Source organism: Acinetobacter sp. SwsAc6 (assembly GCF_013391565.1).
Classification (GTDB): Bacteria; Pseudomonadota; Gammaproteobacteria; order Pseudomonadales; family Moraxellaceae; genus Acinetobacter; species Acinetobacter cumulans.
In genome coordinates, this window is the sequence record NZ_JACAXE010000014.1 from 58,437 (window position 1) to 73,242 (window position 14,806).

9 protein-coding genes are annotated in these 14,806 nt (G+C 40.0%); 2 read left to right on the forward strand and 7 right to left on the reverse strand.

Annotation, left to right across the window (positions count from 1 at the left end; translation table 11 throughout):
- Window positions 1-2: 2 nt before the first annotated feature.
- A complete protein-coding gene (locus tag HYG93_RS10865) occupies window positions 3-3,107 on the forward strand; it encodes an efflux RND transporter permease subunit (RefSeq protein ID WP_120365646.1) in 3,105 nt (1,034 codons plus the stop codon).
- Window positions 3,108-3,203: 96 nt separating this feature from the next.
- A complete protein-coding gene (locus HYG93_RS10870) occupies window positions 3,204-4,919 on the forward strand; it encodes a proline--tRNA ligase (RefSeq protein WP_106985077.1) in 1,716 nt (571 codons plus the stop codon).
- A 50-nt stretch (window positions 4,920-4,969) separates the two neighbouring features.
- Here HYG93_RS10870 and HYG93_RS10875 read toward each other — a convergent pair whose 3' ends face one another.
- The 7 genes from HYG93_RS10875 to apbC form a co-directional block, all read right to left on the reverse strand.
- The gene (locus tag HYG93_RS10875; RefSeq protein ID WP_106985078.1) at window positions 4,970-6,367 is read right to left on the reverse strand and encodes a hypothetical protein; all 1,398 of its coding nucleotides are present in this window, start codon (window positions 6,365-6,367) and stop codon (window positions 4,970-4,972) included.
- Window positions 6,368-6,393: 26 nt separating this feature from the next.
- Complete coding sequence (locus HYG93_RS10880; RefSeq protein ID WP_117007627.1) at window positions 6,394-8,727, reverse strand: DUF6160 family protein; 2,334 nt, start codon at window positions 8,725-8,727, stop codon at window positions 6,394-6,396.
- Window positions 8,728-8,753: 26 nt separating this feature from the next.
- Window positions 8,754-9,467 (reverse strand): hypothetical protein, encoded by a 714-nt coding sequence (locus HYG93_RS10885; protein WP_106985106.1) that lies wholly within the window; start codon window positions 9,465-9,467, stop codon window positions 8,754-8,756.
- A gap of 11 nt (window positions 9,468-9,478) precedes the next feature.
- Complete coding sequence (locus HYG93_RS10890) at window positions 9,479-11,497, reverse strand: hypothetical protein (RefSeq protein WP_120364540.1); 2,019 nt, start codon at window positions 11,495-11,497, stop codon at window positions 9,479-9,481.
- A gap of 241 nt (window positions 11,498-11,738) precedes the next feature.
- Window positions 11,739-12,308 (reverse strand): dCTP deaminase, encoded by a 570-nt coding sequence (dcd, locus tag HYG93_RS10895; protein ID WP_067730924.1) that lies wholly within the window; start codon window positions 12,306-12,308, stop codon window positions 11,739-11,741.
- Between the two features lie 124 nt (window positions 12,309-12,432).
- Window positions 12,433-13,026, reverse strand: coding sequence for a LysE family translocator (locus HYG93_RS10900; protein WP_120364539.1), 594 nt, complete (start codon window positions 13,024-13,026; stop codon window positions 12,433-12,435).
- 261 nt (window positions 13,027-13,287) lie between these two features.
- Complete coding sequence (gene apbC / locus HYG93_RS10905) at window positions 13,288-14,559, reverse strand: iron-sulfur cluster carrier protein ApbC (RefSeq protein ID WP_120364538.1); 1,272 nt, start codon at window positions 14,557-14,559, stop codon at window positions 13,288-13,290.
- Between the last annotated feature and the right edge of the window lie 247 nt (window positions 14,560-14,806).

Consider the following 14,806-nt stretch of genomic DNA (forward strand, 5'->3'; position numbering starts at 1 on the left):
TTATGTGGTTCACCCGAATTAGTGTCAAATACCCTGTATTCACCATTATGATGATGTTCTGTCTGATGGTCTTAGGGCTCGCATCATGGCAACGCATGGGCGTCGAAGAGTTTCCAGATGTCGACTTTCCTTTCGTGGTGGTCTATACCAACTATCCTGGCGCATCTCCAGAGTCGGTCGAATCTGAAATTACCAAGAAAATGGAAGATCAGATCAACACCATCTCTGGTTTAAAACAGGTTATTTCTAAATCTAGTGAAGGGTTATCAACAATTATCGTTGAATTTAATTTAGATGTGCCCTCCTCTGTTGCAGCGCAAGATATTCGCGACAAAATTGCACCCGTCAGTGCTCAATTTCGTGATGAAATTGATGACCCCATTGTAGAACGCTATGACCCGACGGCTAGTGCGGTCATGTCGATTGTATTTGAATCTAAAAATATGCCTCTGCGTGATCTAAGCTCGTATTTAGATCAACGTATCGTACCGCAGCTCAGAACAGTCAGTGGTGTGGGGACTGTTAACCTGTTGGGTGACTCACAACGCCAAATCCGTATTCAAATTGAGCCTCAAAAACTGCAAAGTTTTGGTATTGGTATTGATAAGGTTTTGAATACCTTAAAAAATGAAAACATTGAAGTACCTGGCGGTACGCTCGATCAAGCCACCTCTGAACTTGTCGTCGAAATTAAATCGCGTGTGATCCACCCGCAGTCTTTTGGTGACTTGGTGATTGCCAATAAAAATGGCGCGCCCATTTTTTTAAAGCAAGTCGCCAAAATTGAAGATAGCCAAGCGGAAATGGAATCCAGCGCTTTCCTAAATGGTAAAGCTGCCGTGGCTATTGATATTTTAAGAAGCTCTGACTCGAATGTTATTCAGGTCGTGGATAATACTCGTAAAACATTAGAACGTATTAAAACCCAATTGCCAGAAGGCACAACAGCTGAGATTGTTGTTGATTCTTCCAAAGGGATTCGTGGCAGTATTAAAGATGTCGCGCGCACAATTGTAGAAGGTGCTATTTTAGCCATCTTTATTGTCTTACTGTTTTTAGGCTCATTCCGCTCTACAGCCATTACAGGTCTGACTTTACCTATTGCATTACTTGGCACCTTAACCTTTATTTGGGCCTTCGGCTTCACCATCAACATGATGACCTTACTGGCTTTATCACTCAGTATTGGTCTATTGATTGATGATGCGATTGTGGTTCGGGAAAATATTGTGCGTCATGCTGATATGGGCAAAGACCATGTGACTGCTGCATTAGATGGTACCAAAGAAATTGGTTTGGCCGTATTAGCGACCACACTGACGATTGTCGCTGTGTTTTTACCAGTGGCTTTCATGGGCGGGATTATTGGTCGCTTCTTTTATCAATTTGGTGTGACTGTAAGTACAGCTGTACTGATTTCAATGTTTGTCAGCTTCACATTAGACCCGATGCTTTCCGCGCATTGGGCCGAAAAGCATAATCCAAATCAAAAGCCCAATGCCCTACAGCGCTTTTTCAACTGGATTTCAAGCAAATTAGATAACTTGAGCCATCATTATGAAAAGCTCCTCAAACTTGCCTTGAGATTCCGTTTTGTAACCATTTTAGTTGCTGTTGCGTCACTATTTGGTGCCTTGGCATTATCTAAAATGATTGGGACAGAATTTGTACCTGTACCTGATAAAGGCGAAATTCGCATTAAATTTGAAACGCCTGTAGATGCCAGCTTGCAATATTCACAAGCCAAATTAAAACAGGTCGATGCCATTATTCGTGAACATCCAGAAGTTCGTTCAACCTATGGATCAATCAATAGCGTTACAGATCGTGGTAAAAACCATATTAGTATTCGTGTAGGTGTTACACCACGCACTGAACGCAAACAAACGCTCACCCAGCTCAACAATGAATTCCGCCAACGATTGCAAAGTGTTGCAGGCATTACCATTACTTCTGTGGCTTCCGCGGATGAAACCGTGTCTGGCGGGCAAAAACCTGTGATGATTTCCATCAAAGGGCCCGACCTTGATGAACTTCAAAAAATTTCCGATCGCTTTATGCATGAAGTGGCAAAAATTGATGGCATTGTCGATTTAGAAAGCTCATTAAAAGAACCAAAACCAACTTTGGGTGTACATATTAATCGTGTAGTGGCCAGTGACTTAGGCTTATCAGTGAATCAAATCGCTAATGTGGTCCGTCCATTGATTGCAGGTGACAACATCACCACTTGGAAAGATCCGAAAGGCGAAACCTACGATGTCAATGTGCGCTTAGCCGAAAATACTCGTCGCTTGCCAACTGACTTACAAAATATGTATATCACTTCGCAAAAAACCGATGCCACTGGTTTACCCGTACTTGTACCACTTTCTTCAGTGGCTAGTTTTGAAGAAACCTTAGGGGCCTCACAAATTAACCGCCGTGATTTAGCACGTGAGGTCTTGGTACAAGCCAATACAGCGGGCCGACCTGCGGGTGACATTGGTGCAGACATTAAAAAAGTAGAAGATCAATTTGACTTGCCACCGGGCTATCGCTTTGCAACCCAAGGTGCCAATAAAGATATGGCTGAATCAGCAGGTTATGCCATTACAGCTATTACTTTATCGATTGTCTTTATCTACATTGTGCTGGGCTCACAATTTAATAGTTTTATTCATCCAGCAGCGATTATGGCTTCACTACCGCTATCGTTAATTGGTGTATTTTTAGCATTATTTTTATTTAAATCGACCATGAACTTATTCTCCATCATTGGCATTATTATGTTGATGGGGCTGGTCACCAAAAATGCGATTCTACTAATCGACTTCATTAAGAAAGCTATGGATGAAGGCACTTCACGTTATGATGCAATTATTGCTGCAGGTAAAACTCGACTGCGCCCAATTTTAATGACGACCAGTGCAATGGTCATGGGTATGGTCCCTTTAGCCCTCGGCTTAGGTGAAGGTGGCGAACAAAGTGCACCTATGGCACATGCCGTGATTGGTGGTGTAATTACCTCTACCCTCCTAACATTGGTCGTGGTTCCCGTTATCTTCACCTATTTAGATGACTTTAAAATCTTTATGATGCGCCAATTTAAAAAAATCATGTCATAATTTTACCCAACACAATGAGGTGACTTGAAAAATGTACACCTCATTTTTTATTGTATAATCTCAGCTTTAACGCTTAATCTTTTTAGGACACCGTTCATGCGCGCAAGCCGCTTTTTATTTGCAACGTTAAGAGAAACTCCAAACGATGCGGAAGTTATTTCTCATCAATTGATGCTTCGTGCGGGGATGATCCGTAAGTTAGCTTCTGGTTTATACACTTGGTTGCCTACAGGCGTTCGCGTATTAAATAAAGTAGAAGCGATTGTTCGTGAAGAAATGGATCGTGCAGGCTCTCTTCAAGTCTTAATGCCAGTCACACAACCCGCTTCACTTTGGGAAGAATCTGGTCGTTATGTACAATATGGTCCTGAACTACTTCGCTTTAAAGACCGCCATACCAATGATTTCGTACTTGGGCCTACACACGAAGAAGTGATTACAGACCTTGCGCGTAATGAACTCAAAAGCTACAAGCAATTGCCTGCAAACTTCTACCAAGTTCAAACTAAATTCCGTGATGAAATTCGTCCACGTTTTGGTGTAATGCGCTCACGTGAATTCGTTATGAAAGATGCTTACTCTTTCCACGTTGACCAAGAGTCACTGCAAGAAACCTATGACAATATGTATAACGCATATTGCCGTATCTTTACACGTCTGGGCTTAAACTTCCGCCCAGTACAAGCAGATACGGGTTCAATCGGTGGTTCAGGTTCACACGAATTCCATGTGCTTGCATCTAGCGGTGAAGACGATATCGCATTCTCGACTGAATCAGACTATGCAGCCAACGTAGAAATGGCTGAAGCTGTATTGGTTGGTGAGCGTGCTGCACCAAACAAAGCATTTGAATTGGTCGCAACGCCAGATCAAAAAACCATTGAAGATGTATCTGCTTTCTTAAAATCAGATCCAGCTCAATCAGTTAAAGCTTTACTTGTTCAGGGCGTAGCAGAAGAAGGCAAAGCAGTTCCTGTTGTTGCATTATTCTTGCGTGGCGACCACGAGCTGAATGAAATTAAAGCTGAAAAACATCCTTTAATTGCATCACCATTAACATTTGCAACTGAAGAACAGCTGGCGCAATACGGTTTAACAGCTGGCTTCTGTGGTCCACAAGGTTTGGTTGAAAAAGGCCTTACTGTAATTGTAGACCGCGCAGCCTCTGTATTATCTGACTTTGTGGCAGGTGCAAACATTGTTGATCAACACGCAGTTGGAGTGAACTGGGAGCGTGATGCCCAATTCACTGAAGTTTATGATTTACGTAATGTGGTTGAAGGTGATCCATCTCCAGATGGCAAAGGTACACTGCAAATTAAACGTGGTATTGAAGTTGGTCACATCTTCCAATTGGGCCAAAAATACTCTGAAGCACTTGGCTGTAAAGTATTAGGTAAAGATGGTAAGCCATTAGTTGTAACAATGGGTTGTTATGGTATTGGTGTTACCCGTGTTGTTGCATCTGCCATTGAACAAAACTTTGATGACAAAGGCATTATTTGGCCTGCAGCGATTGCGCCATTTGAAGTTGCGATCGTACCAATGAATGCACATAAATCACCTCGTACTGTTGAAGCTGCTGAAGCGCTTTATGCAGAACTTCAAGCTGCAGGTTATGACGTGATTCTAGACGACCGTGACGAACGTCCAGGTGTGAAATTCTCTGACTTAGAAATCACAGGTATTCCACACCGTATTGTGATTGGTGAAAAAGGTTTGGATGCGGGTACTTTTGAATATAAAGGTCGCCGTGATGCTGAATCTGTAAATATCACTAAAGAAGAATTATTAGCTAAGATTGCTAAATAATTTTTTCTAAATAAAAAACCCGCTTAATGCGGGTTTTTTATGATCACCGATTAACAGAACTTCAGACCACCAAAGCAGTTCGACACAACCGTTTGGTTTTGCAATATTTGCGAGTTTAAAGCAATAGTTGCTGGCTTCGCTTGCGTATAATTACCCAAATCAATATTTAAAAGTTTCACTACAGGAGTATTAAATAGGGTACCCAATGATTCTCCTGTACCTGTTGTAATTCGGTTATTTTCATCTAATAAAAAGTCCGAAACTAAATTAGCCACCTGAGGTAGTACTGCCGAGATATCCACTTGATCTTTAGCTTGTAAATAGCCCAACTGAATTGGGTCTTTAAAGGACATCCACCAGCCTTTTTGGGCTGTATCTTGCACCTCAGTACCTGCCCACTTCAAAGTCTCACTTTGTAAGGACAAATACCCTCCTGTACCAGATAATGGAATATTATGTACCATACTTAAAGACTGATTAAATGCAATTTCCATATTGAGGTTTTGAATATCTGAGCCTTCCCCCATTTTGAAAATTGCTTTTTTAGCCAAACCTAGAATCGGATCAAAAGTTACCAACAACTGATCATTAGCAAACAAATCTTTTTGCGCTTGCGTCATGCTTGAATTGGCTGCTAAAGGAATAGATTTAATGCTTGCTGTAATACCTGATACATTCGCAACAGATAAACGCGAACCTGAAACGACGGTTTCTGGCATATTAAATTTCACATTAATACTTGGAACTGTTACACCCTTGTTGTCTGCAGCTGTTGAATCACTTTTAAATTCACGAGGAAATTCCAAACCTAAGATACTGGCTGTAAGGTTCCCTTTAATTTCTTCAGTTTTTGAATCACCAAAGGTACTCTGCTTGGTATTTACATCACCTGTGGTGGCTGCCATTTTCATATAACCTGAAAAAGACTGAATACCATCTGAGGGGTTTACTGTATTGTCAGTACCTGCCGTCAACAGCCCACTAATGGCATCAGCACCTAAACGAAAGCCAACGACTTCACGTGTGGATGCTTTCCCCCCATTTTTAATTGCAAATTCAATAAATGGGTTGGTGATTTTTGCACTGGTGCTCGCACGACCATTGGAATCATAAACTGGCACACCATTGGCATCAAAACTTGAAGGCATACCACTAATAGAAAGGTTTGAAATATCAATATCACATTTACCAGCACCCTTATCACCACCACAGCCTAATTGTAGCGATTTAATATTGGTGTTTAGCTCCATCTCTGCGCCCAAGCCAAGTTTGAAGAATTCAACTTTTTCACTGTTGGCATTGGTATAAGTATAATTATCTTTCGAAAAATTCAGTAAAGCTTGACCATCAACCGAAGATAATTCTGAATCCGATAGCGCTTGAAATGAAGTTGCATTCCCTGAAACCCACAAACTACTGACGATCGTCGCCACTAATATTTTTTTCATTATTGTCATTCCCTGTAAAACTATAATTATCGTGGTGTAATACCCATTGAACTGCGCATTACCCCACCTGGAATTGCTATATCTGCGATTTTTTGCATTGCCCCTGCAGGTGCAATTGCCAGTTCAGCTGTAAACACTTTAGCACCATTTGTAATGGTGTCTGTCTTTGTAGACAAGCGATTAAATTTAACTTGGTTATCCAAAACCACGCTGTCTTTTTGCATATGAATACGCGTTTCTAAACCAAGATCACCCTGTAGGCGATTTAGGTTAATACTCGATTCATTTGCCACAGTACCATCAGCTTTTACATCTTCATTAATTAAACTGATGTAACTACCGCGGTCATTCTTATCTGTTAATGGTTTAAATTGAAAATTTGCTTGTAAAGATAAGAAGTTTGTATCCGGTGTCCCGTCTGTTGTTTCTAAACCTGGAATAATAAATAACTCACCTTGCCCATCCAGTTTAAAAGCAATCGATGCAAGTACATCATCTTTGCGACCAAAATTATCAATTGGGACAATTTTAGTACCACAGGCCCCAGAACAGTTATATAGCGATCCTGGTAATTGACCAATTGCAATCTCGGCTTTGGCTGCAATTAATAAACTATCGGCTTTAACGTAAATCTCTTTATCTTCAAAGCCAATCACGCCATTGGCTTTGATGTAAGAATCAATATTACGCAACCCCGCATAATAATTGACCTCTTCTCCTTTAAGCGCATTACCACTCGCATCCTTCAAAATTACGCCATTACTGTCTTTTAAGGTTCGCTTTTCACCATCTAAAACCAAAATGGAAGTGGTATATGCATTTCCAGTTACGCTGTCATAACGATAACCATCTGTAGACATAGCAAGGTCATAACCCAAACCAGATTTTGTCGCCCCTGCTTTGTTCACATATTGTTTTGCAAAAATTCCTAAGTTGGCATTCAGGTTATAAATTGGTAAACCTAAGCCCCAAGTCCCAGAATTTGCATTATTGACTGGCAAACTATTGTCAGAAATAAATCGCGCTGTACGAGCAATCGCTTGAAAATCCATACCACGAACAGCAATCAATGCCATCGTTTGTGGATTTGCACTTGGCGAAGGGTTATATATCAGCTCATTACTACTGGCACTGAGTATAGATTTAATTTGATCATTAATCATAAAGCCCAAAGAATTGGTTCTTATGGTATTAATGTAAATATCGCCAAAATCAATATACGCATTTTGCGTGCTAACTGGTGTTCCTACTACACTTGAATTACGTACATTAAGACGTGTTAAGTTCGAAAACTCAATCGCATAACTACCCGTACCTGTATGGCCGAGCTCAAATGTTGTTGGCGTTCGACCAGAAACTGTAGTCTGACCACTATCTGCTCGCGTAAAATCAGCAGACATTGCCATATGCAAACCACCTGCTTGTGCAAAACCATATCCTGTCGCTGCAGTATTAGATTTTTCTAATCCCTTATTTACAGTATTAAAGTTTGCAACACCACTCTGATTTGCATTCAGCATAATACGGCCATTGGTTAAGGCACCCGAAGCACCTAAACGAATAACATTACCCTGTTCGCCATCTTTACCATAACGTACATCAATATTTACGCCCGGCTTGGTTGCTGTGCCCGTACGGCTCGCATCTACATTTTTGCTTTTATCTTCAGCACGTACAAGTTGGACAAAATTATCCGACTTTCCATCAGCAGATTTTGTGGTAAGTACAATGCCATCTTTGGGATCAATGTACATATAACCATCAGCGGTCAGATTGAAGTTGAAATCTTTGAGTGTGACGTTTTGTCCATTTTGACCATAAGAGATACTGGCATTTTGCAACTTCAACTCTAAGTGAGCTTTATCATTACGATTAAATAAGCCATTGGTTGTTGCCAAATAAACTTCAAGTGGTGAAATGGTTGAAAAGGTCAAACTTCCTAAGTTTTGATCACTTTCATTTGTGGCACAGTTGGGCGCACACACCAGCATAATTTTAGATGCAACTGCCGTAAATGGTGAAACACTTGCTCTTAACTGGATACCTGTACCTTTAGCATTGGAAGCCAATTGAGTCGTACCTACATCGAGGTTTACTTTACTCACAATATTGGTATTGCCTTGAGTTGGCGTAATCACCACATCATGCAAGCCTAATTTAATAGGCTTGGTTCCAGCTTCTGAATAGTCAATCCAGTTTGCTTGTTTGACCTCTACACGAGAAACCTCTTGTGTAATCGAGATCCCATCCTGTCCTGTAACATGGCTAAGTGTCTGGTCACTTAGTGCCTCAAGCGCATAGCTTTGGTTGGCAATACATATACAAGCTGTGAGGAGATTTAATTTTATTATTTTGTTCATCTCAACGTCCTTATTCAATTAATACTTTAACAGCGTGCGCCCGTAGCTCCTGTACAGTTATAGCTGAATATTTTTAGGTCTCCAGTCATGTGCAAATTGCCATGCATATTTAGACCCATAAATCCTGTTTCTGTATCCTTATCAAAAGCAGGAATATCCGTAGCAAAAGTGGTTTTCTTTCCTGTACTATCGATTGTATATGCTTGATATTGACCATAAGTTGTTGTTTTTAAATAACCCTTTTGATCACCTTCATCTGCTTCAATTGAGAGATTATTAAATCCTAAGTTACGAATTTTTAAAGGCTTATCATCAAAAAAAGACAATTTCATGGCTGTTTGCGGGTCACCATTTTTATTAATAATCGTGGTGCCCTCTAAAGAGAATTTCTCAACCTGAATGGTGCCTTGGATTTGTTTAAAAACCAACCACTTCTGATTACCTTTCTCTGTATGGTTATTTGGAGAAATCGCTAAACGGCATTGCACATTATTTTGGCAACTATAGGTATAGTATGCATCATCAATACTAGCAACCTGACCTGTTTGTAAGTCATGCAATGAAATATCTTTTTTGCTTAAATCATTGGCATATCGATGGTTTAAAGACAATGTCCAATTAAAATCAGCGCCGCCTTGACCGCGTACCTCTTGTAACTCTTGGGCATCTAAGCCTGTAAGTCCTGCATGCGCAGTTGCTGACACAAGTAATACAACTGCGAGATAAGATTTCTTCAACATAGCTTGCATCCTTATAGCCCAGTTGTTTTGATTTTTAAATGCTGAATGAGCACGCCATCAATGGCTGCTGAACCTAAATTGATCGCAGTACCTGCTGCATTTTTAAATACAATACCTGTCGATGCTTGATCACGATTCGCCTTTAACATATTGGTGCTGGTATCACGTGTAACACTACCAATTGCAATACTACTGTGTGTCGCATTCGTCCCTTGATAGTCTTTGGTTGTACCATTCGCAGTAATTTGCGAGGTATTGGTACCACAACTTGCAACATTACATGTAGAGCCCATGAGCGTACGATACACTCCATCCACACCTTTTAACTGTGGTGCACCGTTCGTATCTTTTTTAATAAGTGTATTATTCGCGTCTGTATCAGCATAATAGCTATAAATTTTGGTATATATCTCGGGTACATTTGGAATTCTTGTTAATTCCAAAATAATGTTATTGCCTTCCGAACCAATAATAAATGGCTGATACATATTACCTAGTACCAAGTTAATGTTTGTACTATATAAATACAAACCTTCTTTATCATTAAATAAAGGTGCAAAACTTCCATCTAAAGCAGGTGTACTTGCTGTGCCATCGTCTGTATCAGACTTCGCCGCCGTACTAATACGAATGCCTTTTGCATCTAGATTGGTATCGTTAATGGTTAATTTTGATGGGTCATCATTGGTATTTAAACGCAATATACTTGCCATACCAAGTGTTTGACTTTGCTGCGTAATTGTAGACGGCTGAGTTTGGAACAAACGTACTTGTGAACCATCAATGCTCAGGCCATTGGCAACAAACTGTGCACGTAATCGATAGTCTTTATCCAAACCATCAGCTGGTGCACCAGTCAATTGATTGACTTTATTGCTTGAATCTAATGTACGTGAGAAAATATCCGTCCAGAAACCCAATTTTATCTTATCTTCTGTAGCATTTCCGCCCACCTGTGCTAATGGTGCTTCTAATGCAATATAAGCAATATCGGCTTTATTTTGTGCATTATATTGTTGTATGTCTTTGGCTGTACCTGAACGGAATAACCAAGGATTTTCAGCAGTGCCCCAATTAATACCTTGATTACTAAAACGCTGGTTCATATTGCCATTACTTTTAGACAAGGCTAAACCATAAATAAAGATATCGGCTTTACTTCTAGATGCTTTGAGTGCCGCCACATGATCGGTCGTGTTTAAAGCAGTATTTGCTGCCGCAACAGCAGAGGTTCTTAAGGTTAACTCTTTAGAAGTGTAACTTTCCTGTGCTTTGGCTTTTGCAGAACGGATTGCACGTAAATCCATTTCCTGATCAGTTTTTTGTGCAAGCTGTGCATTTGCATAAGTTTGAATATCAGCTGCTTTATCGTTGCGAATTTCCTTACGGACTTCGTCATAAGCCCAAGCTTGTGTTTCTTCTTTATTCTTACAAACTAAACTACTGGTATGAAAACACCAATTATAACTGTCGTACTTATCTTGATATAACGTATTATATCTATCAATATAATACTGCTGTGCAGCAAATTCTTCTACTTTTTGGCTTTCAAAAGTTGCTTTATAGGTCGTAGTGAAATTCTGAAGGACAGCGGCTCTTGTGGCTGTATTGTTATATACATTTTTGTATTCAGCATTATAAACATCAGTGTAATAGGTCTGATAATAACCTGTCACTTTTGCCGTATAGTTTTGAAAGTAGGCATTATCATAGACTGCTTGGCGGCTTTGTTCGAATAACTGTTCATAATTACCCCCACGCGGGATAATCCGAATAAAACCTGTATCATATTTTTCTGGATTGGTGACAGCCGGTGTCTTGTTATAACTTGAAGCTGTAGAAAGATCATTTGGCCCCTGAAAAACAAACTTGAAGTTTTCAGGGAGCAAAGCAACGCCCTCACCTGTCGTCTTTGACAATGCTTCATCTGGCAAATCTTGAAGTGCATAAACAGACGGTGCAAGCAACATACTAACTGCTGCAACTAAACAGCTCTGGCGGAACCGGAATGCTTGATTTAATTGAGTCATCGTGACCTTCCTTTCTTATCAGATGCACCGCATCTTTCTTATATTTTTTGCTTTACTTGGCACCAATTTTTTTGTCCATCTCATCCTGTGATGGGTTCTATACCAAGCTATATTAACTTTTTATTATGCGTAATTATTATACAAATGCAAAACAAACTCGCTAAATCACCTCAATTTCCGATGAATGAATCACAAAAAAAGCAGGCTTTGTTGCCTGCTTTTTTAATGCTTTAAATTTCATTTAAGCCTTAGGTAATGTTACACCTGTTTGACCTTGGTATTTACCCCCACGATCTTTATATGATGTTTCACATACTTCATCAGATTCAAAGAACAGCATTTGCGCAACGCCTTCACCTGCATAAATGCGTGCTGGTAAATTTGTTGTATTTGAGAATTCTAAAGTCACATGACCTTCCCACTCAGGCTCAAGTGGTGTCACGTTCACAATAATACCGCAACGTGCATAGGTCGATTTACCTAAGCATACAGTCAATACATTACGTGGAATACGGAAATATTCTACTGTACGTGCAAGTGCAAATGAGTTCGGAGGAATGATGCAGACATCCGATTCAATATCGATAAAGCTTTTGTCATCAAAATTCTTAGGATCGACAATTGCAGAATGAACATTGGTGAAAACTTTAAATTCACGCGCGCAACGCACGTCATAACCATAGCTTGAAACGCCGTAAGAAATCAGTTTTTCACCATTTTCATCTAAACGGACCTGATTTTCTGCATACGGTTCAATCATGCCGTGTTTTTCGCTCATTTCGCGAATCCAACGATCAGACTTAATTGCCATTGTTACTATCCAAAATACTGTACATCAATTATTGCATGGTACTTTAACTGAAAACCCTTACAATGAAAATATATCAATTTTGCTGAATACCAATTGACTGATGCTCAGCAAATTTAAGTTACCTTTATAAACTAGCAAGAGTCAGATAACTCAACTGACAGGTAAAGCCCATCAGTACAACCGATGCCGTTCGTTGCATCGTATATTGATTCAGCCAACGGAATTTATTGGATGCCAACATGGAGCCAATAAATGTCCAAAAAAATGCAATCGGAATCAGAAGTAATAAAAAGGCCAGCATGTGCGCTGTGTAATACATCGAGTTTTTCCAAGCAATCGCAGGAAAAATAGCCGATGCGAACAATAAAGCTTTCGGATTTAACAAGGTTGCGAGAAAAAGCTCCCAAGCGCGAATGCAGGGCTGATCTAGATCTTGTACGGCGTTCGCGGTTTTCCATAAGCGAATAGCCAAGTACAACATATATGCTGCACTAAACAGCTTCAGTATAGGAGGCAGTGCGGGAATATAAGCGGTCACTTTCCCAATCAATAAGCCCCAAAAGCTAATAGACAGCAAATAGCCAAAGGCTTCAGCAGGAATCAAGCGGAAAGACTTTTTAACACCGACCTGTAAACCTGATGATGCCAACAAGGTATTGGTGGGACCTGGTGTCAATAAAATGGTGATGACCCAACCCATAAAAAACCATGAAATCATAGCGTACGCTCAGGCCTATATGCGCGCAGATTAAATCAGTTTTTTGAGGATAGCAAAAAAAATATTGTAAAAGATCATGCAACACAGCAATAATGAGACATTAATCAATATATTTCAGAATCTTAACTCACTCTATTTTATTAAACTACTCAGTCAAAATCAAAATTCCACTATTAAGCCTCATAAAAAAAGCCTAGAAATTACTAGGCTTTAGATCATTTTTAAAACAGAACTCACTTAAATAGAGTTGCGATATTTTGCTTAAAAAATGCGACTTTTATCTTTCGAAGCTTGAGGCAATTTTGCTGCAATTTTTTCCGCAATAGCCATATAGCTTTCGGCAGCATCATCTTGAGCAATAACCGAAGGTTTGCCCTCATCTGCATTTTCACGAATCTGCACATTCAGTGGTAAACGGCCTAACAATGGAATGTTGTATTGCTCTGAAAGCTTATCTCCTCCACCTGTACCAAAGATTTGCTCTTCATGACCACAGTTAGAACAAATATGCGTCGACATATTTTCAACCACACCCATAACTGGGATGTGTACACGGTTAAACAATTCAATCCCTTTGGTTGCGTCCATCAATGCTACATTTTGTGGTGTCGTCACAATAACAGCGCCAGTTACAGGAATACGCTGTGCCAAAGTCAATTGAATATCGCCTGTACCTGGTGGCATATCAATCATCAGTACATCTAAATCTGGCCATAAAGTTTGGTTAAATAACTGCATTAATGCACCCGTCGCTTTTGGCCCACGCCAAGCCACTGGCGTATTATGATCACCTGTTAAGTGACCAATTGACAGTACAGCCATACCATAAGCATCTAGCGGTACAAAGTTTTCCGACTCAATCATTGGAGTACGGCCTGCATTACCCAGCATCGTTGGAATACTAGGGCCATAAATATCAGCATCCAAAACCCCAACCTTTAGGCCTAATTTTTGCAATGCTAAGGCAAGGTTAACCGTTGTGGTGGATTTACCAACCCCTCCCTTACCAGAGGACACCAAAATCACATTTTGAATACGTGGATGCTTAGGCACATCACGTTGTTGTGGTGCTGCTTTTTGGATAGGTGGATTATTTGGATCCGCTTCAGGTGCAGACTGAGACGTACTCGCAGAAGCATCTAGCACAGGAGGCAAAATTGACTTTGGTGCAGTATTTTGAGCTTCGGGCTGGCTTGAGCAACTTTCACCTTCAGCATGATGATGGCCACAACCACTTTCTTTTTTATGTCCAGTTTTTTGCTGAATCACATGCATGTTCAATTCTTTAATACCGCATTGTTCCAATGCATCCGCCAATTCATCATGAATTTTTTGCAGTTGTTCTTTTTCTTCTGGAAAGGTATTAATGGTGAGTTGTAAGATTTCACCTTCCACATTCACTTGGGTAATACGATCTTTCAGTGCATGATGAGAATGAGGCAACATATAGGTTTGCAGTACATTTTGCACAGCTTCTTCGTTCACCTCTTTAGAGGGTGAAAAAACAGATTTAAGCGAAGAAAGCCACGACATATAACATTACTCCAAAGCAAATATTTGCGAATTCTACATAGTGTAACGACAATTAGAGCGAAGGTTAAGCATTGCAATCATAAGATTATTCTTGAGATTAGATAAAACCGAGCATTTTAGTTGGTTATTTGGTCTTTTTTCTGCCAAGTGTCGCTATTTATCCTCTGTCCTTTTTGATTTGGGACACTCAAATTATGTATTCAGTCGAGTTAAAGCATCCTTGTATTTATTTTAAATACAGAAGATT